This window comes from Chryseobacterium vietnamense (assembly GCF_031454475.1).
Classification (GTDB): domain Bacteria; phylum Bacteroidota; class Bacteroidia; order Flavobacteriales; family Weeksellaceae; genus Chryseobacterium; species Chryseobacterium vietnamense.
In genome coordinates this window covers 247,759-272,824 of record NZ_JAVDQX010000003.1, presented here as the reverse complement: position 1 = coordinate 272,824, position 25,066 = coordinate 247,759, and the positions used below count along the sequence as shown (strand labels likewise).

The 25,066-nt window shown below is 38.0% G+C and carries 20 protein-coding genes; 17 read left to right on the top strand and 3 right to left on the bottom strand.

Annotation, left to right across the window (positions count from 1 at the left end; all coding sequences use genetic code 11):
• Window positions 1-4: 4 nt before the first annotated feature.
• Both J2786_RS15315 and J2786_RS15310 read right to left on the bottom strand, forming a co-directional pair.
• On the bottom strand, window positions 5-1,564 hold the full coding sequence (locus tag J2786_RS15315) for an SGNH/GDSL hydrolase family protein (RefSeq protein WP_047426956.1): 1,560 nt from the start codon (window positions 1,562-1,564) through the stop codon (window positions 5-7).
• Window positions 1,565-1,576: 12 nt separating this feature from the next.
• Window positions 1,577-2,815, bottom strand: a complete 1,239-nt coding sequence (locus tag J2786_RS15310) for an OmpP1/FadL family transporter (RefSeq protein ID WP_047426954.1) — start codon at window positions 2,813-2,815, stop codon at window positions 1,577-1,579.
• 464 nt (window positions 2,816-3,279) lie between these two features.
• Here J2786_RS15310 and J2786_RS15305 point away from each other — a divergent pair, with 464 nt between their 5' ends.
• From J2786_RS15305 to J2786_RS15280, 6 genes are all read left to right on the top strand, one after another.
• A complete protein-coding gene (locus J2786_RS15305) occupies window positions 3,280-4,674 on the top strand; it encodes a PSP1 domain-containing protein (RefSeq protein WP_047426951.1) in 1,395 nt (464 codons plus the stop codon).
• On the top strand, window positions 4,667-5,131 hold the full coding sequence (locus J2786_RS15300; RefSeq protein ID WP_047426948.1) for a gliding motility lipoprotein GldH: 465 nt from the start codon (window positions 4,667-4,669) through the stop codon (window positions 5,129-5,131). Before J2786_RS15305 ends, J2786_RS15300 begins: the two co-directional genes overlap by 8 nt.
• A 6-nt stretch (window positions 5,132-5,137) precedes the next feature.
• A complete protein-coding gene (locus J2786_RS15295) occupies window positions 5,138-7,516 on the top strand; it encodes a transglycosylase domain-containing protein (RefSeq protein ID WP_047426945.1) in 2,379 nt (792 codons plus the stop codon).
• A gap of 75 nt (window positions 7,517-7,591) precedes the next feature.
• Window positions 7,592-9,133: a protein adenylyltransferase SelO gene (locus tag J2786_RS15290; RefSeq protein ID WP_047426944.1), complete on the top strand. Its 1,542-nt coding sequence runs from the start codon at window positions 7,592-7,594 to the stop codon at window positions 9,131-9,133.
• Window positions 9,134-9,219: 86 nt separating this feature from the next.
• On the top strand, window positions 9,220-10,035 hold the full coding sequence (locus tag J2786_RS15285) for a T9SS type A sorting domain-containing protein (protein ID WP_047426940.1): 816 nt from the start codon (window positions 9,220-9,222) through the stop codon (window positions 10,033-10,035).
• A 74-nt stretch (window positions 10,036-10,109) separates the two neighbouring features.
• The gene (locus J2786_RS15280; protein ID WP_310025804.1) at window positions 10,110-11,387 is read left to right on the top strand and encodes a DUF6080 domain-containing protein; all 1,278 of its coding nucleotides are present in this window, start codon (window positions 10,110-10,112) and stop codon (window positions 11,385-11,387) included.
• 55 nt (window positions 11,388-11,442) lie between these two features.
• Here the strand turns inward: J2786_RS15280 and J2786_RS15275 are convergent, their stop codons facing one another.
• Window positions 11,443-12,000: an SPOR domain-containing protein gene (locus J2786_RS15275; RefSeq protein ID WP_047426937.1), complete on the bottom strand. Its 558-nt coding sequence runs from the start codon at window positions 11,998-12,000 to the stop codon at window positions 11,443-11,445.
• 184 nt (window positions 12,001-12,184) lie between these two features.
• Here J2786_RS15275 and J2786_RS15270 point away from each other — a divergent pair, with 184 nt between their 5' ends.
• From J2786_RS15270 to ribH, 11 genes are all read left to right on the top strand, one after another.
• Window positions 12,185-13,543, top strand: a complete 1,359-nt coding sequence (locus J2786_RS15270; RefSeq protein WP_047426932.1) for a c-type cytochrome — start codon at window positions 12,185-12,187, stop codon at window positions 13,541-13,543.
• A 23-nt stretch (window positions 13,544-13,566) separates the two neighbouring features.
• Complete coding sequence (locus J2786_RS15265) at window positions 13,567-16,626, top strand: TAT-variant-translocated molybdopterin oxidoreductase (RefSeq protein ID WP_047426928.1); 3,060 nt, start codon at window positions 13,567-13,569, stop codon at window positions 16,624-16,626.
• A gap of 25 nt (window positions 16,627-16,651) precedes the next feature.
• A complete protein-coding gene (gene nrfD, locus J2786_RS15260) occupies window positions 16,652-18,049 on the top strand; it encodes an NrfD/PsrC family molybdoenzyme membrane anchor subunit (protein ID WP_034691792.1) in 1,398 nt (465 codons plus the stop codon).
• Complete coding sequence (locus tag J2786_RS15255; protein ID WP_034691794.1) at window positions 18,036-18,557, top strand: DUF3341 domain-containing protein; 522 nt, start codon at window positions 18,036-18,038, stop codon at window positions 18,555-18,557. Before nrfD ends, J2786_RS15255 begins: the two co-directional genes overlap by 14 nt.
• Window position 18,558: 1 nt before the next feature.
• Complete coding sequence (locus J2786_RS15250) at window positions 18,559-19,248, top strand: c-type cytochrome (RefSeq protein WP_047426924.1); 690 nt, start codon at window positions 18,559-18,561, stop codon at window positions 19,246-19,248.
• A gap of 8 nt (window positions 19,249-19,256) precedes the next feature.
• Window positions 19,257-20,588, top strand: coding sequence for a hypothetical protein (locus tag J2786_RS15245; RefSeq protein ID WP_034691800.1), 1,332 nt, complete (start codon window positions 19,257-19,259; stop codon window positions 20,586-20,588).
• A 116-nt stretch (window positions 20,589-20,704) separates the two neighbouring features.
• Window positions 20,705-21,721, top strand: a complete 1,017-nt coding sequence (locus J2786_RS15240; protein ID WP_047426918.1) for a hypothetical protein — start codon at window positions 20,705-20,707, stop codon at window positions 21,719-21,721.
• 116 nt (window positions 21,722-21,837) lie between these two features.
• A complete protein-coding gene (locus J2786_RS15235) occupies window positions 21,838-23,037 on the top strand; it encodes a hypothetical protein (RefSeq protein WP_142018303.1) in 1,200 nt (399 codons plus the stop codon).
• Between the two features lie 3 nt (window positions 23,038-23,040).
• On the top strand, window positions 23,041-23,577 hold the full coding sequence (locus J2786_RS15230; RefSeq protein WP_047426913.1) for an adenine phosphoribosyltransferase: 537 nt from the start codon (window positions 23,041-23,043) through the stop codon (window positions 23,575-23,577).
• 240 nt (window positions 23,578-23,817) lie between these two features.
• The gene (locus tag J2786_RS15225) at window positions 23,818-24,525 is read left to right on the top strand and encodes a YfgM family protein (protein ID WP_047426909.1); all 708 of its coding nucleotides are present in this window, start codon (window positions 23,818-23,820) and stop codon (window positions 24,523-24,525) included.
• A gap of 3 nt (window positions 24,526-24,528) precedes the next feature.
• Entirely contained in the window at window positions 24,529-25,047 is a 519-nt protein-coding gene (gene ribH, locus J2786_RS15220; protein WP_034734563.1) for a 6,7-dimethyl-8-ribityllumazine synthase, read from the top strand.
• The last annotated feature ends 19 nt before the right edge of the window (window positions 25,048-25,066 follow it).

The window sequence follows — 25,066 nt, the reverse complement described above, 5'->3', positions numbered from 1 at the left end:
ATTATTAAGGGAATTTAACTCCTGAATATTTGTTCGGGTCTACCTGTGGAAGTGTAGACTTATATTTAGCATTGATAGACTTGATAAATTCATTAGCAACAATACCGTATCCACGTCCTGTAAGGTGAACTCCATCTAAAGAGAAAGCTCCGCCTGTAACAAATTTCGCAGAATATTTTACACCATCAAATATAATTCCTGACTGAGCATTCAGTTCAACCATCTTAGTGTTGGCATCTACAAATGCAAGTCCATAGGAATCAGCAAGTGATTTTATAGATGCATTATATGCATTTGTTGCTGTTTTCACATAGCCGGCTTCTGTTTTTGTTAATACATGTTGGTTTTGTAATGGATAAGAAATTCCATAAATATTTACCGGAGCAGGAACTCCAGCCGCTGTACTTCCAATCACAGAGCTGGTAGTAAGCAAGATATAATCATCTGCCGTTGCCTGTCTTGCCTGACCAAAGATTTGTCCAAAAGCTGCAGCTGTTGGCGCACCCAAAGCAGGAGTTAAAGCCGCTGTAAGCTGAACAGATAAATCTGTCAGAGCGACATCTTTAATCAAAACAGGATTCGGACCTGTAGCGGAAAGTAAATTGATTCTATCCCCAGCTCCAAAAGCAGTAAGTGCCTGCTTCAAAGGTCCATATAAACTCGTATTAAGCGTTGTCAGATTTGAACCTAAAAGAGCAGGTGTCAAAGGGTTATAAGGCACTGTAGTAAAGAAAGGCACTGAAGTAACAGAAGGGATATTAGCAATAACACCTTTTGTTGTTCCTACACTTTTAAGACCGTCTAAAACCGCTTTAATAGATCCGGCAACAAGTGCAGGGTCAGAGATATCATTTGATTTATAAGTTGTAGGATTTGTATTTCCCGTCTGAACTGTTGCAACCGAATAGGTTGTCACTCCTCCTACAGTCTGCGAGTTTGTTCCTCCATTGGTAGCATAGGACAACACATCATTATTTCCTATCCAAAGAGAGAAAAACGTAGCCTTCTGAGCCATAGCATCAGCAAGTACACTGGTTGTTGCAGAAGAAGCAAATCTTACAAAATAAGGATTAGCCGTTCCGGTCAGAAGACCTGCCTGACTACCATATCCGGGAGCCACTAAGTGGAATGACTTCGCCCCAGGAACCCCCATGTTATTATAAGTACCTCCGCCAGATAACACATCTAATGGAGCTGCTGCACCACTTGGTACAGGAGCTAAAGATCCGTTAACTACCTGAAGAGTTAATTTTCCAGGAAACCCGGGAAGATTATTGAATCCACCTATATCATTAGGCATCAACGGTTGTTTAAAGTCTCCTCCGCCTGCAAGTTTCATCTGTGCAGCAATCATACTTGGATAAGATTCATTTTGACCGCTGCTGTACAGTGCACCATCACGATATCCTGAAGTAAGGGAGTTTCCTAACGATATATATTTTGAAAAGTCTGCGTCTCCTTTTGTTACCGGGATATCTTTCACATCCGTATCGAAATCCGTATTACAGCTTACTGTAAAAAGAAGTGCAGAAACAGCAATTGTCGATATTATAATTTTTTTCATAGTCTTCTAAAATTAAAATGGATTATAAGAGAAACCTAGACCCAGGTAGAAAGCTGTTGCTTTAGACTGTCCGTTAAGCCCTATATTAGCATTATTTACCTTTCTGTACTGAGGCATTGCATATCCTCCCGCAATATCAATTCCGAACTGCTTCAGCTTGAAGCCTACCCCACCTGTAACCACATAGGTATCATACGAAGGTGTTTCCGGGATAAAGTTATCTGTAGTATAAGGTGCTTCATCATAATAAGCTCCCAAACGTCCGTAAATCATGTTTGTGAACGCATACTGAGTTCCCAGTCTGAAAGTTTTGGAGTTTTTGAAGTTCTTAGGATTTGTAAGAATTGTCGGATCTGAAGGATTGTTTCCAATAGGTGCATTGTCGAAATCCAATGTAAGTTTGCTGTATCTTTCCCATCCATGATAGTTAAAGTCTGCAGAAACCTGCCATTTCGGTGTTACCTTATAGGTTAAACCAATAGTATATTCTTCAACCAATGGTAATGTTGCTGAGAAACCATCTTGTCCTGCAGCATTCAGTTTTAGCTGATTATAAACAGATTGTGAAGGGAACTGGAAGGTAGCTGTTCCTGATTTAGCTTTCATATCGATTGCAGAACGGTAAGCAATACTCACATCTAATTTCGGATCAGGTCTGAAGTAGAAACCGAATCCATAACCGTGACCGCTTGCGTTATTATCATTAATGTTAACCTTTCCGTCAAATTGAGTCACTGCTTTGTCCCAATCTACTTTTCCTCGTGCGTAGATATAGCTGGCACCGAAAGAAACCCATGGCGCCAATTTTACAGAGACCATTGGCTGGAAATAAAAACTTTTCAGCTCCATTTTCTGCACCAATTCTTTACCTTCCCAGTTATCAGGCCATTTGATTGTACTTCCAAAAGGCGTTGAAAAACTGAATCCTACGGTAAGTTTCTCTATGGGTCTATAAGTAATTGCTGCATATATAGGTGTTCCTATAGGGTTATCTGTTTCAGCACTTTGTAAAGTATTGAAGTTTTGAAACGTAACTTTATTACTTGCACCAAACCCTCCAGCCACTACACTCAGTTTGGAAGGGATAAATGACATACCCGCCGGGTTAAAGAATGTCACACTCGCGTCTTCGGCATGAGCACTAGTATGCGCCATTGCCAATTGTTTTACCCCCTGCAGGGAAACTCTGAAGCCTCCTGCATAAGATAGAACTCCCGCCAATAAAGCAGTTGATACTAATATTTTTTTCATAGACTATTATTATATATATAAGCCAAATATAAAATTATTTTGAATACGTCTGTTAATATTTCCTAATATTTTAAACAATATTCTAAAAGAAAACTATGTTTAAAATAACAACTTAAAGAAAACAAAACACAAAATCATCATTATTAACCATTTAAAACAGGTAAAAAACCAAGTTACATTCATTGTTTAATTTTAAACATTCGTTTAAAATTAAATGGTTATGCAATAAAAAACACCCTAAGAAAAGTAAAAAGATAATAAATGTTAAATTAAACAACACAGAGCAAAATATAAAATTAAAAATCAACACTTATATTTCCGTACAACACCTCCAACCACGCCTCCAGCCATCATTTCTCTTTAAAATCTGGAAATGTTTTATGTCGAATTTAGCTTATTTGAGTATTTTAGAATCGCATAAAGATAAAAATACATAAATTTGCAGATTATAAATAATAGAAAATATGAGTTGTGGATGTAAAACATCCGGCGATTCTGCACATTCTTGCGGCCCTAAAAAAACCGCAAATGGCTGTGAAAATGTAAATACCTGCGGGAATAGTTATAAATTAAGTGTTTTTGACTGGCTTTCTAACATCAACAATCCGGCACCAAACAGGTGTGATTTTGTAGAAGTTAGATTTAAAAATGACAGAAAATCGTTTTATAAGAATGTAAATAATATTCCTTTACATATAGGTAGCGTAATTACAGTAGAATCAAGTCCGGGACACGATGTAGGCGTAGTAAGCCTTACGGGAGAATTAGTAAAGATTCAGATGAAAAAGAAAAAATTTTCGGAAGAGTCGGCACTTAAAATATACAGACAGGCCAACCAAAAAGATCTTGAGGTATGGCAGGAAGCAAGGAAAAAAGAAGACGGTGTAAAACTTGAAGCAAGAAAAATTGCGCAAAGATTAGGCCTTGAAATGAAAGTTACCGATGTGGAATATCAGGGTGACTCTTCAAAAATAACCTTTTATTATACTGCTGATAACAGAATAGATTTCAGACAGCTAATCAAAGATTACGCCGGAGCATTCCGTACCAAGATCGATATGAAACAAATCGGTTTCAGACAGGAAGCCGCCAAAGTGGGTGGAATCGGGTCTTGCGGACGTGAGCTTTGCTGTTCTACATGGCTTACAGATTTCAGGTCTGTAAACACCAATGTTGCAAGATATCAACAGCTGAGTATCAATCCTCAGAAACTGGCAGGACAGTGCGGTAAGCTGAAATGCTGCCTTAACTATGAGCTTGACAGCTACCTGGATGCATTAAGCAACTTCCCTTCATCTTCAACGACTCTGGAAACAGAGAAAGGAAAAGCTTTCTGTATTAAAATTGACGTTTTCAAAAAGAAAATGTGGTTTGCCTATGTGGACAGTTCAATTGCATGGTATGATTTCGATATTGATCTTGTTAAAAAGCTGATTTCAAAAAACAAAAGAGGAGAAAAAACACTTCCTCTTGAAGATCTGAAACAACCTGAACCCTCTACCCACACTATTGATCTGATCCAGGAAAACAATGTGGATCGTTTTGAGAAGAAAAACAGAGGAAACAGAAATAGAAATAACCAAAATAAGCAGAATAACAACCAACAGGGTCCACAAGGACAAGGACAGGGACAGGGACAAAAAAGAAACAGACAAGAAAGACCGGAAAGATCTGAAAAAACCGAAAACCCAAACCCTCAGTCTGTAAATCAGCCTAAACCTCAAAAACAGCACCCACAGCAAAAAGCACCTGTGGAAAAAGCTGTGAATAATTCTGACGCTGATAAAAAACCACAGAGCAACCCAAACAAGAAGAAATTCAAAAAGAAATATCCTCCAAAAAAAGATAATAATGCATAAAATTTTAGGATTACTGTCACTTATCCTTTTCTTTAGCTGTAACTCTTCCTCAGGAGGAGATATCATCATGAATTCTGTTGATAACAAATGGAATAAGAAAAGTGAGCAAAAATTTAATCTTGAAATTTCAGATCCGCAGAATCCTAAAAATATTATATTTGTTGTAAGAAATAACAACAATTATCCTTACAGCAATATAAGGTTTATAGTGAATTTCACCAATCTCCAAAACAAAAAAAAGGAAACAGACACCCTGAATTATGTACTGGCAAAACCGAACGGAGAATGGCTTGGTACAGGGTTTGGTGATACGAAGGAAACTTTGTTTCAGTATAAAGTAAATTACCAGTTCCCAGGGAAAGGAAAATATGAAATCGGTCTTACCCAGGCGATGAGAAATGACAACCTTCCGGGAATTGAGGATATTGGGGTAAAAATAGAAACGGCTAAACCGTAACCATAAATGGAAGAAAACAAAAAAAATGCAGGAAATAAGGGGAAAACATTTCCTCTGCCTCCCAAGAAAAAGAAAGATACCTCCTGGAGAAAATGGGTTTCATTTATCTGGATCGGACTCATTGCAGTGGTTCTGGGAATTTCAGGACTTTTCTTTTCGGTTTCTCAAGGATTCCTTGGGGAAATGCCTGATGTAAAAGAACTTGAAAATCCGGACATCTTTGTTGCTTCTGAGATCATATCTTCAGACGGAGTTACTCTGGGTAAATTTGAAAAAGAAAAAACTCAGCCAATCGTTTATAAGGATCTTCCTCCTTATCTTATTTATGCCCTACAGGCTAAAGAAGATGAGCGTTTTAAAGAACACTCGGGAATCGATTTATATTCCGTTGCCAGAGCCGTAGCATACGGTGGTGGACGTGGTGGAGGTTCTACCATTACCCAGCAGCTTGCCAAACTTCTTTTCACAGGAAACGCTTCTCAGAATAAAGTTCAGAGAGCATTCCAGAAGCTGAAAGAATGGGTAGTAGCCGTGAGCCTTGAGAAAAGATATACCAAAGAAGAGATTATTACTCTTTACTTCAATAAATTCGATTTCCTTTTCAATGCTAATGGTATTGAAATGGCTTCCAGAGTTTACTTTAACAAGAAGACTTCTGAGCTTACACTACCTGAAGCTGCAACATTTGTAGCAATGCTTGAAAATCCAAGAAAAAACAATCCTTACAGATATCCTGAAAAGGCTAAAGAAAGAAGGAATGTGGTATTGGATCAAATGCAGAAAACCGGATATATTGATGCTGCAACCTATGAAAAAGCAGCTGCTACTCCGATTGAAGTAGACTTCCACCCTATCAAAAGTATAACAGATGGATATTCTGCTTATTACAAGTTCTATCTGAGAAAAGAGATTGATAAATATCTTGATGCTCATGAAAAAGAAACCGGTAAAAAACTTAACCTTTACAAGGACGGTTTAAAAATATATGTTACTCTTGATTCTAAAATGCAGAAATATGCTGAAGAGTCAATCAAAGAACACTTAACAGATCTTCAGAAGAGATTTGATGCAGAACAGAGAGGAAGAAAGAACAGACCTTTCTACTATCTTAATGATAAACAGATCAAAGATGTAATGGTTCAGGCCATGAAAAGAACCGGCCGTTACAAATTGCTGAAAGCTGACGGAATGCCTGAAGATTCCATCATGATGGAGTTCAAGAAACCTATCAAAACTTCACGATTCACATGGGCCGGAGAAGAAGAGGTTGAAATGTCTCCATGGGACTCAATCAGATACCACAAACAAATTGCACAGGCAGGTTTGATGTCTATGGTTCCGGGAACCGGAGAAATTAAAGCCTGGGTAGGAGGTATTGACTGGCAGCACTTCCAGTATGACCACATCAAGCAAGGTAAGAGACAGGTAGGATCTACCTTCAAACCTTTCGTATATGCTACGGCTATTATGAAACTGGGAATGACTCCTTGTTCAGCCGTTTCTAACGGAACTTATGATCATAACGGATGGCACGTACCGGGAAGAGGTGGAATGCTTACATTGAAAGATGCATTGGCACACTCTCAAAACCCTGTTGCTGCAAGACTAATTGAAATGACAGGAGTAGACGCTGTAATCCAGACGGCAAGAGATCTGGGAGTAACAGAAGATATTCCAAGAAACAATACTATCGCTTTAGGTTCATCAGACATTACGATTTACGAAATGCTTGGTGCTTACAGTACTTTTGCCAACTATGGTAACTATAACAAACCAGAAATGATCTGGAGAATTGAAGATGCCAACGGTAGAGTTATCAAAGAAGTAAACGTAGAGCCGAAAGAAGTAATGAACCCAATGTATGCGTACACCATGATTGAACTCATGAAAGGTGTTGCACAGTACGGAACCGCTTCCGGAGAGCTGGGAAGAAGAGGGATCTCAAAAGCGGTAGAAATTGCTGCTAAAACAGGAACAACTCAGAACAACTCAGATGGATGGTTTATGGGAATTACTCCAAAACTGGCAACAGGAGCATGGGTTGGATGGGAAGACAGAGCCACCCACTTCTTTGGAACAGGTGAAGGTCAGGGTGCGAGAATGGCATTACCGATCTGGGCCATTTTCATGAAGAAAGTTTGGGCGGATAAGAGCTTAGGAGTTACTCCGGATGATAAGTTTATTAAACCTTCAGACTGGAAAGACGGATGTTCAAACCTTAAAGGATTAAGTGGAGGATATGGCGATGATGGAAGTCTTCAGACCATTGACGAAATCAAAAACCCAAGACCAGCAGATCCAACTCCTAAAAAACCAACAGAAAAGAAAGAGGACAACATCAATGAAAACCTTCATTCCAATGATGAAGTAGATTTCAATAAATAAATTCTCTTTTAGTAATACACAAGACCTTTCAATTATTTGGAAGGTCTTTTCTTTTATAATTAATACCTTTGAAGGATGAATATCGAACGTATCAGACAGCCATTTATTGAAACTTTTCCCGGTGATTTTTCAAACAATCCCATGCAGAGAAACACTCCAAAGGTTTTATTTGCTACCATTAAACCTTCCGGCTTTGATAAACCGGAATTGATTGCTTTTAATGAAGCCTTATCAAAGGAAATAGGTTTGGGGACATATGAAGATAAAGATCTGAGCTTTCTGGTTGGAAATAACCTTCCGGAAAACGTTCGAACCTATGCTACAGCGTATGCGGGACATCAGTTCGGAAACTGGGCTGGACAGCTTGGAGATGGAAGAGCCATCCTTGCAGGTGAAATTACCAATGAGGCAGGAAAAAAAACCGAGATCCAATGGAAAGGAGCCGGCGCTACCCCATACTCCAGACATGCCGATGGAAGAGCCGTATTAAGGTCTTCTGTACGCGAATACCTGATGAGTGAAGCCATGTATCACTTAGCCGTTCCCACAACAAGAGCGCTTAGTCTGGCTTTTACAGGTGAAGATGTAATGCGGGACATCATGTACAATGGAAACCCAAAACTGGAAAAAGGGGCTGTGGTTATCAGAACTGCTGAAAGCTTTTTACGTTTCGGACATTTTGAACTTATGTCTGCCCAAAGAGAATACAACAATCTTCAGGATCTTGCCGACTTTACCATTGAAAACTATTACCCTGAAATTACAGCCACTGACAATAAGAAATACAAAGAATTCTTTGAAAATATATGTACCCGAACTGCTAACCTAATGGTTGAATGGTTCAGAGTGGGATTCGTACATGGAGTGATGAATACAGATAATATGTCAGTTCTGGGATTAACCATTGATTACGGTCCTTATTCAATGATGGACGAATATGATTTGAATTTCACCCCCAACACCACAGACCTTCCGGGAAGAAGATATGCATTCGGAAAACAGGGACAAATTGCCCAATGGAATCTCTGGCAGCTTGCCAACGCTCTTCACCCATTAATCAAAGATGAAAAGTTTTTAGAAGATACTTTAAATAATTTCGGAACTTATTTTTGGGAAGCTCATGATCAAATGCTTTGTAAAAAATTTGGTTTTGATCAGCTTCTAAAACAGGATGAAGAATTTTTCACCAACTGGCAGGGTCTTATGCAGGAACTTCAGCTGGATTACACCCTGTTTTTCAATCAACTGAAAAAAATAACCCAAAACACAGATATATCGGAATTTTTTAAAGACGCCTCTTATAGTATTCTGAATGAAGAGAAGCTGGAAAAACTTAATAGTTTCATCAAAAGTTATGAAGCAAGAAAAGCGTTAAACTCCATTTCGGAAGAAGACTCTTTAGCCATGATGGAAAAATCCAACCCAATATTTATACTCCGAAATTATCTTCTCTATGAATGTATTGAAGAGATCAGCAATGGCAGAAAAGAGATGCTTGAGAAGTTAATCAAAGCCCTTGAAAATCCGTATGAGGAAATATACCCGGAGTTCTCTGTCAAAAGACCGTCAGGATACGATGATACAGCCGGATGTTCCACACTCTCATGCAGTTCGTAACTGACAAATATTCATAAAAAATTAAAAAACATGTAATTATTTTCATTTTTTTATTACATTTACTAACAACTTTAAACGTAAACCAAATGAAAACAAAATTACTATTCATTTTCCTAATCTCTTTTGTATTTGGGAAAGCACAGATTCTCACAGAGACTTTTCAGGGTACGACATTTCCTCCAACAGGATGGACAACCGGAACAAATGTAGCTTCAAGACCTTGGGGATTCACTACCACAATCTTCAATGCAACCGGGCAGGCAACATTTAATATCAATGGAGGAAAATCAGCCGCTATAGGATGGATTGCCCAGGCACAGGACGCTCATTTAACAAGCCCTTCTTTCAGTTTAGTAGGAACAACAAGTCCGGTACTAAAATTCAATGCTAAAATTGGATACGAATACATGGTTGATCCAAATCCAAACGGAGATTTAAAAGTAGAAGTCTCTACAGATGGAGGAACTACCTGGAATCAGGTATGGGTTGAAGAAAACTACGGATTATATACTGATTATGAAACATTGGCAATTACTGTGAGCTTAGCATCCTATGCGGGGCAGGCGAATGTTAAATTCAGATTCCGCTATGTAGCAAATGATGCAGACAGCCTTTCAATAGATGATGTACAGGTTTTGGCAAGTGCCACGTTGGCGACTCAGGAAACCAATGCTAAAGTAAAAGAGATCACAAACATCTATCCAAACCCTACAAAAGGAGAGATCAATATCAAAACTGACAAAAAGATCAAATCTGCCACTGTAATTGATGCAAGCGGAAAATCTCTGCTCAGCAATACTTCAGAAAGATTGGATATTTCTTCACTTCCGAAAGGAATCTACCTCATTAAGGTGGACTTCTCAGACGGAACTTCAAAAACCGAGAAAGTAATCAAACAATAACAACGTTTATACAAACTTTTACAACCACCAATTTTGGTGGTTTTTTTATTTTACTTTTGCAAAAAATCTGACACGTGTCTTATATCAAAACAAAAATCACCCATTTTTTTAAACTGGTTTTTCCATCCACCTATACCGAACTGGCAGTATTCCTGTTTTTCATTGTCTGTTATGGAATTCTGGGATCTTATATTGCTCTTCATTACAGAATTATTTTTGATAACAGAATTCCATGGGATGCCTATTTCAGTTTTGACAACAGATCTATCCTTATGACAGGTGGCAGTTTTGAAAGACATCCCCTATCCTACTATTTTTTTAACTGGATACGAGAATTTTCATTATTTATTTCAGGAGGAAAAATGGACGCCAACTTCAGGCTCACCCTGGCGTGGCTCAGCAATATTATCATTACATTAAATATCGTTCAGATTTTCAAATACCTGAAGAATATCATTCAGCTTCCATTATGGTTAAGCCTTTTAATCATCATGTTTTTTGGCACTTTTTCAACCAATATCATCCTGTCTTTCACCCCGGAAAACTTTACTTACACTTTATTTTTGCTCTCATTATACAACTACTATGCAGCAATAAAACTGAGAAAAGAAGAAAAAATACCCGCAACAGCCTTATCACTGGCAGGGATTACTATTGGAGGACTTACCATTACCAACTTTGTCAAAGTTTTTATTCCCCTTATCTTCGAAAAAGACCTTTTCAGAAGCTGGAAAAAATTCGGGAATGCTGCCATTAGAGTGGCTGTGGCTATTATCTGTTTTGTACTCCTTTATCTGAACCGGATTGATTTTAACTATCAGAACATTTTTTCAAAGACCAATCAGCAGTATGAAAAGTTCTCAAATGTAAATTCGATGCCAACGTGGGATATGATTTTATCATTCTTCTTTGGAGGCAATATCCTTTTCCCGGGATTCATTATGTCTAACAAGCATAATATGAAAGGATTTAATTTCAAAGGACTGTATATGGATCTTTATTCATCACCCCTTCCATACTTTTTCATAGCCATATTGCTAATCCTGATAAGTTGGAGTTATATTAAAAATTTTAAAAACAAATGGGTTCAGGTAATCGCTATTTCGTTTTTGGCAGACATTGTAATCCATTGTGTGATGAGGTTTGGACTTCACACTTCCTATATCTATGGAGGACATTTTGTTTTTGCCTATCCTTTGCTTTTAGGCTGGCTCTTTTTTGCTTACAGATCATCACCGAAAATCATGTCATTTCTCACCGCAATCGTTCTTATATTATTTGTCTATCTGCTGGCCAATAATATCTTTAGAATGACAGAATTCTTTTGGTTTATGGAAAATTATTATCAATAAAAAAAGCTGAGAAATACTCTCAGCTTTTCGCTTTTTATGTTGAAATAAATTTTTTCTATTTCGCCTCGGAACAGAAAATTCTATACTGTACTGCTACTGCAGATTTAAAGTATTCTCTGATTTTAGAAAGGTCGCTGGCTGCACTTTGTTTTGTGAAATAACTTCCGGCTAAAATTTTATAATTTGGTCTTAAAGAGGCATCTGTCTCCACTTTCAGATTAGGAAATCTCTTTCTGAAATAAGACTTCACTTCATTAGCTTCTTCATTGCTTTTCACCGTTGTAATCTGGATTTTGAACCCTAAAATTCTAGGATTTTTCTTACAGATTTCAGCATTGGTAAGTTCTCTGCTTGGCACAAAGATCTTAGGTGGTTTTGTACTGATTCCCGTAGAGATTCCACTATCACTATTACTGAAATCTTTAGAAGAATTTGTTGGGGCAACTTTAGCACACTTCCCTTCAATTCCTTCCAAAGCAGCATTTATTTTGGAATCCATTGTCATAACAAGCTCTGTTCCTGACAGGGTATCCTTTTTAACAACTTGCTGTGCTTCAATATTATAAAATCCAAATAATGATAATATCGAAAATATTTTGATTAGATTTCTCATTTAAACTTGTTTCCGCAAATTTATACAAATTAAAAAACTATACCAAACTGGTTATTTAGAATCAATACAAATTAAACGTAAATGATATTTTCCCTTTTCGATATACCGTTAAATTCCTGTTAAAAATATTATTTTTGCGGAATTGATTGAATGTTCAATAATTTACTAACATAAGATAATTTAAATGATTAGTTGGAGAAAGCATTATAAAAAAACGTTGATCGCAATAGGCTTATTGCTATCAACCAGTGCTTCATTTTACGGGCAAGACGGCGATCCTAAAAACGGAGAGAAACTTTTCAAAGCGAATTGTACTGCATGTCACGCGCTGGACAAACAAGTTGTAGGACCACCATTAAAAGGGGTTGTAGAACGTGTAAAGACAGAAGGTGGTGTAGACAAAGATTGGCTTCACAAGTGGATCAAAGACAACAAAGCTCTAAGAGCTTCTGGGGATAAATACGCTAATGAGATTTTTGAAAAGTTTAACAAGACTGAAATGCAGGTCTTTCCAAATCTTACAGATAAGGATATTGACGACATTTTAGCTTTCACAACTAACCCTCCTGCTCCGGAGGAGAAAAAACCGGAAGCAACTCCTGCAACTGACGCTACTGCGGCAGCTCCTGCAGACAAAACTACTACAAACGTTGTAATCATTTCACTTTTAGCGATCGCAGGTTTACTGGTTTGGATCTTGGTAAAACTAAGACAATTGGTAAAACTAGGCCAGTCTGAAGATTTAGCTGGACTTAACGAAACAAGAGTTCGTTCTTTCAGTGAAATGTATGAGAAGTTCCACTTCATTGGTAAAGGTCTATTGGCAATCCTTGCTATTTTGGCTGCTTACGGAGTATGGAACTGGCTAATGTGGATCGGTGTTTACAAAGGATACAAACCTGAACAGCCTATCTACTTCTCTCACAAAATCCACGCTGGAGAACAGAAAATTGACTGTCAGTTATGTCACTCTAGTGCCAAATACGGAAAAGTATCTGAGATTCCTTCTATGAACGTTTGTATGAACTGTCACAGAACAATTTCTGAATACAACGCAGATCACTACATGGAGCCAGGAAAAGACAAGGCATTCTATGACGGAGAAATCCAGAAGATCTACGCTGCAACAGGTTGGGATCCTGCAAAACAACAGTACACAGGAAAAACACAGCCGGTTGAATGGACAAGAATCCACAACATGCCAGACTTCGTTTACTTCAACCACTCTCAGCACGTAATTGCTGGAGAACAAGCAATCATCAATTCTTTCAACAAAAAGAACCCTAACAACAAAATAGATGTTGTATGTAAAGCTTGTCACGGTAAAATTGATACAATGAATGTTGTTCAGATGGCAAACGACTTTACTATGGGATGGTGTATCGAGTGCCACAGAACGACTGAGGTTGATATGAACAACGGTTATAATAAAGAGTACTTCAAAAATCTACATGACAAGTTGAAAAAACAATATCCACAAGATGGAGGTAAGATCACTGTAGATGCAATTGGAGGTCTTGAGTGTGGTAAATGTCATTATTAATAACTAAAAAATTAGAAGTATAAATGGCTTCAAACAAAATACAATTCAGAAGTATTCATGAACTTAAAGATCCGGCTTTGAATAATAAGCTGGCTCAGAAAGAGTTTCAGGAAGAAATTCCGGTAGAAGATTTCCTTGGAGATGCTGAGAAAAACGGATCTAGTACTTCAAGAAGAGATTTCCTTAAATTACTAGGATTCTCTACAGCAGCAGTTACATTAGCTGCCTGCGAAGCTCCGGTAATCAAAACGATTCCTTATGTGGTAAAGCCGCATGATATTATTCCGGGAATCCCTAATTATTACGCTTCAACCTATTTTGACGGTTTCGACTTTGCTAGTGTTTTAGTAAAAACCCGTGAAGGTAGACCTATCAAAATTGAACCCAACCCAGCTGGTGGTGATTTAGGTAAAACTAATGCAAGAGCTCAGGCAAGTGTTCTTTCTCTTTATGACAATGATAAAGTAAAGCAGCCTAAACTAGATGGTAAAGATGAAACTTTCGACAAAGTAGACAGTTTTGTTATCAAAGGTTTGGAAGAAGCTAAAGCGTCAGGCAAAAAGATTGTGGTTTTATCACACTCTTTTGCTTCACCAACTTTCAAAAAGTTATTCGCTGAATTCAAAGCTAAATATCCTACGGCTGAATTAGTAACTTATGATGCTTTCCCTTACTCTGCAGGATTAGATGCAGCTCAGGAAGTATTCGGACAAAGAGCATTACCTGTTTATGACCTTAACGGTTCTGAATTGGTAGTTTCTTTCCAGGCTGATTTCTTAGGAGACTATAATGCTTCAAGCTTAGAAACTTCTTATGCAGCTGCTAGAAAACCGGGAGCAAACATGTTGAGACACATTCAGGTGGAATCTAACATGTCATTAACCGGTGCTAATGCTGACTCTAGATACAGATTAAAACCAAGTGCTGTAAACAAAACTTTAGTTGAAGTTTACAACGCAATCGTAGGTGGTGGTACTTCTGATAAGACTGCAACTGAAATTGCTAACGAATTGAAAGCAAAAGGAAGCAAAGCTGTTGTTTTTGCTGACGGTTCTAAAGGAGCACAGGTTTTAGCACACTTGATCAACCAGAAATTAGGATCAGTAGCTTTCACTGGTAAGGCAAACTTCCTTAAGGAATTCAACGGTGCAAGATACCAGGAGTTCTTAGGATGGGTAAACGCTGGACAGGTTGGTGTATTAGTTACCAACAATGTAGATCCTATCTACTCTCATCCAAAAGGAGAAGATTTTAAAAAATCTTTATCTAAAGTTCCTTATGTAGTTGCTGTAGCAGATAAGAAAAATGAAATGTACAAAGCAGCGAAAGCTGTAATTCCGGTAGCTAACTGGCTGGAGTCTTGGGGAGATATCGAACCACAGACTGGTGTATATTCATTAATGCAGCCTACAATCCAGAAAATCTACAAATCAAGACAGATTGAAGAATCTCTATTGGTTTGGAAGAATGGAAAAAACAATGCAGCAAACAACTACTACGATTATTTAAAGGCAAGCTCTGCTTCTCTTTTAGGTGGTACTTCTTTCAACAAAGCATTGTATAACGGTATCAACGCTTCTACGAATACAACTACTTTAGCGTATACAGGTGGAAACGCTGCTCAGGCTGTTGCTGAACTAGGAAACTTTAAAGCTTCTGAATTAGAATTAGTATTATACACTAAGACTTCAATGGGAGACGGTACTCAGGCAAACAACCCTTGGTTACAGGAGTTACCTGACCCGATCACAAGAATGTCTTGGGATAACTATTTGACAATTTCTCCTAAAGATGCAGAGAAATTTGCAATTGACAACGATCTTAACGCGAGAATGCAGCTGGATGGTTCTATTGTAAACCTTACTGTAAACGGAGTTAAAATAGAAAACGTTCCTGTATTCGTACAGCCGGGACAAGCTGAAGGATCTGTAGGTCTTGCACTTGGATATGGTAAGAAAAACTCAGGAGCAACTGCTGATACTGGTGTAAATGCTTATCCTTTATTTGACGGTTCTAACCTTGTTCTTTCAGGTGTTAAAATTGAAAAAACAGGAGAAGATCACGAGTTCGCAGGGATCCAGCTTCAAAATACATTAATGGGTCGTTATGAAATCGCGAAGGAAGTTCCTTTAGCTGAATTCATTAACGTTGCTTTTGATGATGAGCACAAAGGATGGAACAAGCCTTTGGAATACCACACGATCAGCGGAGCGCTTCCAGCGAGAAAAATCGACCTTTGGGATGCTTTTGATGATACAGATGGTCCTCACTTTAACTTATCTATTGACCTGAATTCTTGTACTGGTTGTGGAGCATGTATTATTGCTTGTCAGGCAGAAAACAACGTTCCTGTAGTAGGTAAAGAAGAAGTAAGAATGTCCAGAGATATGTACTGGTTAAGAATTGACCGTTACTACTCTTCAAGACAAAAAGTAGAAGTTTACGAAGGATTGAAAGAAGGAATGGCTGTACCTGAATTATATGGTACTGCTTTCGGAGACGGAGGTGCATTAAACCACCCTGCAGACAACCCGGATGTAATCTTCCAACCAGTAATGTGTCAGCACTGTAACCACGCTCCTTGTGAAACTGTATGTCCGGTAGCGGCTACTTCACATGGTAAGCAAGGTCAAAACCATATGGCTTACAACAGATGTATCGGTACCAGATATTGTGCAAACAACTGTCCATACAAAGTAAGACGTTTCAACTGGTTTACTTATAACCTAAATGACAAGTTCGATTTCAACATGAACAATGATTTAGGAAGAATGGTACTTAACCCGGATGTAGTTGTAAGAACTAGAGGGGTAATGGAGAAATGTTCAATGTGTATCCAAATGACTCAGAATACTATTCTTGAGGCTAAGAAAGAAGGAAGAAGAGTGAAGGATGGAGAATTCCAGACTGCTTGTTCTAAAGCTTGTTCTACCGGAGCAATGACATTTGGAGACATGAATGATAAAGATTCTTCAATTAGAAAGCAATATGCATCTAACAGAAGATATTATTTACTGGAGGAGATCGGAACAAAACCAAACGTGTTCTATCACACTAAAGTAAGAAACAGAGTAGAAAAATAAAGTTTAAATAATAAATAGGTAAAAAATGTCAGGACATTACGAAGCTCCGATAAGGGAACCTCTAATTATTGGTCACAAAACTTATCACGATATTACAGAAGATATCGCACGACCTATCGAAGAAAGAGCAGGTAAATTATGGTGGATCTCATTATATGCTGCACTAGTTCTATTCCTCTATGGATTCGGCTGTATCGCTTACACTATCGGGACAGGTATTGGAGCATGGGGGCTTAACAGAACTATTAACTGGGGTTGGGATATTACCAACTTCGTATGGTGGGTAGGTATCGGTCACGCCGGGACCCTAATCTCCGCAGTATTATTATTATTTAGACAGAGATGGAGAATGTCTGTAAACAGATCTGCAGAGGCGATGACGATCTTTGCGGTTGTACAGGCAGCAATCTTCCCTGTAATCCACATGGGTAGAGTTTGGGTTGGATACTGGGTATTCCCTTTACCAAACCAATTCGGTTCTCTTTGGGGGAACTTTAACTCTCCTCTACTTTGGGACGTATTTGCAATCTCCACGTATTTCTCAGTATCAACTGTATTCTGGTTCATGGGACTAATCCCTGACTTTGCAATGATCAGAGATAGAGCTAAAACTCCTTGGACTAAGAAAATTTATACATTCCTAGCATTCGGTTGGGGTGGTAAAGCAAAACACTGGCAAAGATTCGAAGAACTTTCTTTGGTTCTTGCAGGTTTGGCAACTCCGCTTGTATTCTCAGTACACACTACCGTATCATTTGACTTCGCAACTTCGGTAATTAAAGGATGGCACTCAACAATCTATCCTCCTTACTTCGTTGCCGGTGCAATCTTCTCAGGATTTGCAATGGTACAGACGCTATTGTTGGTTGCAAGAAAAGTGTGTCACTTAGAAGAGTATATTACCATGTATCATATCGAAATTATGAACATCGTAATCATCTTAACCGGTGGTATGGTAACTGTAGCTTACGCAACTGAATATTTCATCGGATGGTACTCAGGATCTAGATTCGAAGATTTCACATATCTTTCTCCAGGTGCTGCTGTAGGACCTTACTGGTGGGCATTCTGGTCATTGATCATCTGTAACCTTGTTATTCCTGCTTCTTTCTGGTTCAAGAGACTAAGAACGAACATTATCTGGACATTCATTGTTGCATTGATCATCAACATCGGTATGTGGTTCGAGCGTTTTGATATCATCGTTATCAACCTTTCAAGAGACTACTTACCAGGATCATGGACTATGTTTAAGCCAACGATCATTGATGTAGGTGTATACTTAGGAACAATCGGATTCTTCTCTGTATTATTCTTATTATATGCAAGAACATTCCCTGTAATTGCACAGGCTGAATTAAAATCGATTTTGAAAATCTCAGGTGAAACTTATAAAGCAAAAGAAGGAGATGAGCACCACTAAAATTGTATACGGACTTTATGCTGACGACGACGATTTAATGAACGGCGTTAAAGCATTCAACGATAAAGGAATCGCAATTAACGAAGTTTATACTCCGTTTCCGGTTCACGGACTAGACAAAGCTTTAGGTTTAAAGAAAACTAGAATTTCTGATGCCGCTTTCTTATATGCTCTTTATGGGGTTACTATCGGTGCTACTTTAACCTGGTATGTAATGAACCACGACTGGCCTCAGAATATCGGTGGTAAACCAGCTTTTGACTGGGGACACAACATGCCGGCATTCGTAGTTCCAATGTTCGAATTAATGGTATTCTGTGCAGCTCACATGATGTCTTTAACTTTCTTGGTTAGAAACAAAATGTATCCGGGAGCTCCAGCTCAGAACCCGGACCCGAGAACTACTGATGATAAATTCATGATGGAATTTGTAACTGAAGATGTAGAATCTGTAAAACAGTTGCTTATTGAAACTGGAGTTGAAGAAATAACTGTTAAAGACGCTTAAAATGAAAAAGAATGTATTAAAAATTACAGCGGTTTTAGGTTTAACAACAGTTTTACTTAACTCTTGCGGACCAAAGGAGAACACTCCGTTGGTATATTTCCCGGACATGTATTTTCCGGTAGCTTATGATCCATTGATGAAAGCTCAGGATGCTTATTCAGATCATGAAAATGAAATTCCTGCTTTTGTTAAAAATAATGGTGCAACAGGTCTTTCTCCGGTAGAAGGATCAGTTCCTCAGAATAAAGACGGAGTTTTTGAAGAAAGCTTATTACCTAAAAACGTTGACGAGTACAACGCAGGGTATGAAGCATCTAAAAAACTTACAGCATCTCCTTTGAACCCTGCTAATGCAGCGAAGGATCTTGAAAGAGGTAAAATATTGTTTGATCACACTTGTGCTGCATGTCACGGTACAGGAGGTGATGGACAAGGACCTATCGTTCAAACTGGAGCATTCTCTGGAGTACCCAACTATGCTGACAGAGAAATTACTGTAGGATCTGTTCATTATGTATTAACAAACGGTAGAAATGCCATGGGATCTTATGCGGGACAATTGAACGCAGGAGACAGATGGAGAGTAGCAATGTATGTGATGAGTGCTTTCAAAAAAGGAGCAGCAGCACCGGCAGCAGCTACAGCGGCGGCACCAGCAACAACTGAAACGACTACCGAAACTAAAAAATAAGAAAAGAAATGTATAGTTTTTCACCAAAATTAAAATCAACTTCTATAATACTTCTTGTTGTAGGTTTAGTTCTTTTCGGTATTGGTTTCTTTTTGAACAAAGGAATTTCTACTGAGAAAATAGAACAAATGATGGAAGCTGTTCATGCTTCAGGTCATACTGCTCCTACACACTCAAGTGAAATGGTTGGACCTCAGGATCACGCGGCTCACCTTGAGCACGCTACATTGCAGGTACACAACCAGCCTTTAGCAGCAATACATTTTGTAGCTGTATTTTTCTTTGGAGTAAGCTGCTGCGTATTATTCTTCTATTCTATTCAGCACGCTGCACACGCAGGATGGCCAATCATCATTACAAGAGTAATGGAAGCTATTGCTTCTTATATCCCTTATGGTGGTGCAATCCTGGTAATCCTGATGATCTTAAACATCACTCATAATGGTCATTTATTCCACTGGATGGACCCTGAATTGACAAACCCGGATTCTCCGCATTTTGATGTGATCTTATTCGAAAAGAAAAAATTCTTAAATATTCCTTTCTACGCAGTAAGAACTTTAATCTATGTGATTGGTGCTTCTTTCTTCGCTTGGAAATTAAAAGCTCAGTCTAAGAAAGTAGACGAAACGAAGTCTAAAGTAGAGTATCAAATGCTTTACAGATGGGCAGTAGGATATATCGCATTCTTCGGATTTGCTTCTGCAGCTTGGGCTTGGGACTGGTTGATGTCTATTGACCCTCACTGGTATTCTACAATGTATATCTGGTATTCAATGGTTAGCTGCCTTTCAAGTGGTATTGCTGTAATCATTTTATTAAGTGTTTACCTTAAGAAAAATGGTTTCTTACCACAGTTCAATGACAACCACTTACACGATTTAGGAGTATTCCTTTTCGCTACAAGTATGCTTTGGACATATACATGGTTCGCTCAGTTCATGCTTTACTGGTATGCCAACGTTCCGGAAGAGGTAAACTACTTCTTTGGTAGATTCCAACACTACTCTCCTACTTTCTTACCGATGTTGATCATCAACTTCTTATTACCACTATTGGTATTAGTAAGCAGCAGCATCAAGAGAAACTACAAAGTAGTTACTACAATGGCAGTAGTGGTGATTTTAGGACACATCCTGGATTACTTCAACATGGTAATGCCGGGAACAGTAGGACCATACTGGAACACGCCTGAAGTATTCCTGTTAATCCTTGGAGCAATCCTATTCGTAGCTGGATTATTTATGTTTACTGTACTTTCAGCTTTATCTAAACTGAAGTTGATTCCTACAGGAAACCCATTCTTACACGAATCTGAAATTTATGAGTATCCTTTCTAAGGACTTGTAACAAAATAAAATTATAAAAGACTGATTGTTAAAACGATCAGTCTTTTTTTATGCATATCAGGTAACTCATCGCCATTGATGGGATCAACAACTAAAAAAATCTTACTATGAAAACCAAATTTTTCCTTTTCGCGTTCTTCCTTTTTTTATATAGTTTTATTTCTGCACAGACCATCACTTTCGTTTCTGAAAAAAGTAATACTCCCCTTCCCAGAGTTTCAGTGTTTGGGAAAGACGGAACTATTGTAGCGTATTCTGATATTGAAGGTAAGATTGACAAACAATCCCTCTCGCCTGCCCAGGAAAAATTTCAGCTTGTCTATAACAATTTTCCGGTTGCCACTTTATCTTATTCCGACTTTGATCAATCCGTTATAAAAATCAATGATCAGGTAAAAGAGATTGAAACCGTGGTCATCAAAAATAACAAACCTGCCAGGTATATTTTTATCAAAGGAAACTTTAATGCTTATGTAACGGTAAACAATAAGCTTAATAGCTATGCTGATGGAATTGTAACCTACATTTTTGACAATAAAACAAAAAAACTGAAAAGCACCAACGTGGAGCAATACAGAGTTTTCAGACTGACAGAATCTAAAAACGAGAAGAAAGAAACTTCATCATGGGATTATGGAAATTCTTTACAGATTCCAAAACTTAAAAATGTAGGAAATCCTGAGGAATATAAAACAAAAAGAAATATCATCAGAGAATTGAAGGGTGACCGTAACGATCAGATTGAGGTGACAGGTGGAGCACTTCAGGAAAAAGAATTTTCATTTTTCGGATATAGATTTTATGATATCAGAACCATTCTGAACATGTCATTTGAAAAGGGGTCTGAAAAAACACTGAAAGATTTCCAGGAATATAATGAACTCGTTTTTGTTAAGCTTAAACATAAAAGTGAACCTGAATATAATCAGATTGCAGTCTACACCAATTTCTATCCTACGGAACTTAGCTTCAATAACGACAATGATATTGAAAAAGTAAAATTTGATAAAGAAAACAGTAATTACAAAACTTCTTACTGGCAGGATTCTTCCTTCCCTAATATGCAGACAATCTTCAGTAATTTTTTCAAGGGAGACTTAAAAGAACAACCCAATAAAAAGTAAAAATATAGGATTATGGCTACCGGGATCAAGAAATAAAACAAGCCATAAAACATAAAGTGAAAATAAAATCCAGTATTAATAAAGGTTTTATTAAATTTGCAACAAACCAAATAAAAATGAAAAAGTTTTCTTTTCTACTTGTTTTCAGTCTGTTGCTTTTTACAGCATGTAAGAAAGATCATGTAGATGCTACGAATACTAAAACACTGCAGTCAAGTATCAATGATATGACTTCCAGTTTACCTACCATTAAACAGATTAAGTTTAATGAGGCTCTTTATATCCTTAAAACATTCGGAGTAGAGGCAGATGGTGATATCAATGAGCTAAAAGCACTTGGAAAACTGATTAACGGGAAGAAAGTTCCTGAAATCATGTCACTGGCTGACGAAGTGGCTCAGAAAAACGGAATAGAATGGGCAAGTACTGCCCCGCCATCACTGGGAGAAATGAATATCTTCGGGGATGATAAAGCTAAAGAAAGCGATCCTAACGATGTAAAAGCAGGATCATTAAGCCTTATAACAAGACCTACAGGAGATGACGGAACCGGAGCGCCTACAGCAATTCAGATTGTTCCAAGACTTGTAGATGCTGCCGGAAACCCTGTATCTTTCACAGGAGCTGGCCTTGAAGCAACTCTTGAAGTCTTCAGTAACGGTGTGAGATTGTCTACAGCTAAAAACCTGATGCAGGATAATAACTTTAAAGGATTCAACTTAAAGTTCTCATCTATTCCTGCTTCAAAAGTGGTAGATAATAAAATTGACATCACGGTTTCTGTAAAAACAACGGCTAAGACTTTCAAAATGTCTAAAATCGGTCTTGACGTCAATGCAGCAGCTCTGAAAGTGCCTGCCATCCCAAAAACTGATTCTACAGCGGTAACAGAACAACCAAGCGCAGTGGTTGATCCAAATAATCCAACAGCTGCTACCGGAACAACTACGGATCCTGCCACAGCTACTCCTGCAACACCGGCTGCTCCAAAGCAACCTACCGCAGATCCTAAAAATACAGTAAGTAAGTTCCTGAACAGTGTAAGTTCTCAAAACTTAAAAGCTGCATACGAAACTGCCAGCAATCCAAGTTGGGGAAGCTATGAATCTTTCTCAAATCCTACTTCAGGTTTTGGATCTGTAAAAAATGTAAGTGTAAAAAATATTACAACTAACGGTACCTCTGCCAACAGTGCGAGTGTAAACGCCACTTATGATGTGACGGATAAAAGCGGGAAGACTACTTCTTTAAAAGTAACTTTCGGGCTTAAAAATGTAAACGGAGACTGGAAAATTTCCAGCTATAAAATCAATTAATAAATGGCTTCAGCAGAACTGATCAAGAAATTAGAAGAAACAATTGAAAACATCCCTGATTTTCCGATTCCGGGAATACAGTTTAAGGATATTTCACCCATCTTTTTAGACCCAAAACTTTACGAAGACGTCATTGCAGACCTCGTAGCGTTCAGTAAAGGAAAAATAGATGCAGTCTGCGGAATTGAAAGCCGCGGTTACCTTTTTGGGATCGCAATTGCTGTAGCACTGGAAGTTCCATTCATCTTAATCAGAAAAGCAGGAAAACTTCCGCCGCCAATCATTTCGGAAAAGTATGATCTGGAATATGGAAGTGCTATTATTGAAACCCGCGAAGGTCAGATAAAACCAGGACAAAGAGTTTTAATCCATGATGATCTCTTAGCAACGGGGGGAACTACTGAAGCAGCAGCAAAATTGGTAGAAAAGCAAGGAGCTATTGTTTCACAGTTTAGTTTTCTTATCGGCTTACAAGGCTTGAAAGGTGATGAAAAACTGAAAAAATTCGGTGCAGAAATTTATCATATTTTAAGTTATTAAGATTGACTCTAACAAGATAAATGCTTCGACTCCGCTCAGCATGACAATGGCTAATAATTTACTGTGAGATTAAAACAGAAAGTATTAGAAGTGTCATGCTGAGCGGAGTCGAAGCATCTTTTTTTTAATAAATTCATCATTCACGATTAACAATTCACAAAATTTCATCAATAATACTCACAAAGTATTTTGTAAATCTCTCAGAAACAATTAAATTTGCATTTCAATTTTTAAAAACTTATGGCAAAATTGGGAAAGAGTGCTCAGAATGAGCAAGAAGGTAAAGAAACGGTTGAGTTCTTTAAAGACCTTGACAGAGAAGCATTAAACACTGAAAGATTTGTTGAAAAATATTCAAAGCCACTAGGGTTTGTATTTGGAGTATTGATTTTGGGAGTTTTAGGATTCTTTGCTTACAAGCAATTTGTAATTGCTCCAAAGAACACTGAAGCTGTGAAAAGTTTCCTTGCTGCTCAGAAAAACCTCGCTGAAGGTAAAGATAAAGACGCTTTGGGTGGAAAGTCTGCTGCTAATCCTGGTTTTATAGGTACAGCTAATGAATATTCTTCTACTGAAATTGGTAAACTTTCTGCTTACAATGCCGGTTTATTAAAATTCAAAGAAGGAAAATTCCAGGAAGCGTATGATCTTTTGGATAAATTCTCTTCCAAAAACAAAACATTAATGGCAATGAAGTATGGGGCTATGGCTGATGCAAAATCAGGTCTTAACAAAAACGATGAGGCATTATCTTTGTTAGACCAGGCAGCTACAGCATCTGACGATCCTTATACAACGTATTATTTTACAAGAAAAGCAGGTATTGTTGCTTTAGGATTAAAGAAAAATACAGAAGCTAAAAAATACTTCTCTGCAATTGACGAGAAATATCAGGACTACGACAACGGAATGTCTGATTCTTATATCGAAATGACTAAATATTATTAAAAAATGGCAACAGTTAATCTTTCCGATTACAAGCCACTTCATATAACTAATGCCGAAGATTTTTCTATCGGCATTGTTTTTTCTGAGTGGAATGATTTTGTAACCTACAATCTTCGTGATGCAGCTTTGGAAATTCTTGAAAAAGAAGGGGTAAAACCTGAAAACATTAAACTTTTTCCTGTACCCGGAGCTTTTGAACTGAACTATGCAAGCATGCAGCTTTGCAAAGAGAGAAAATACGACGCAGTAATCTCCATCGGATGTGTAATCCGTGGCGAAACACCTCACTTTGACTATGTATGCTCTGCAGTAGCACAGGGAATTAAAGACTGTAACATCATGACTGATACTCCTACAATCTTTTGTGTATTAACAGATGACACCAAAGAACAATCTATTGCAAGAAGCGGTGGCGATCTTGGAAATAAAGGGGTGGAAGCAGCCGTTACAGCGCTTAGAATGATTGATTTCAAAAAGAAATTATCTGATAAAAAAGGGAATATTGGTTTCGGACACTCTTAACTTCTAATTCACTTTAACA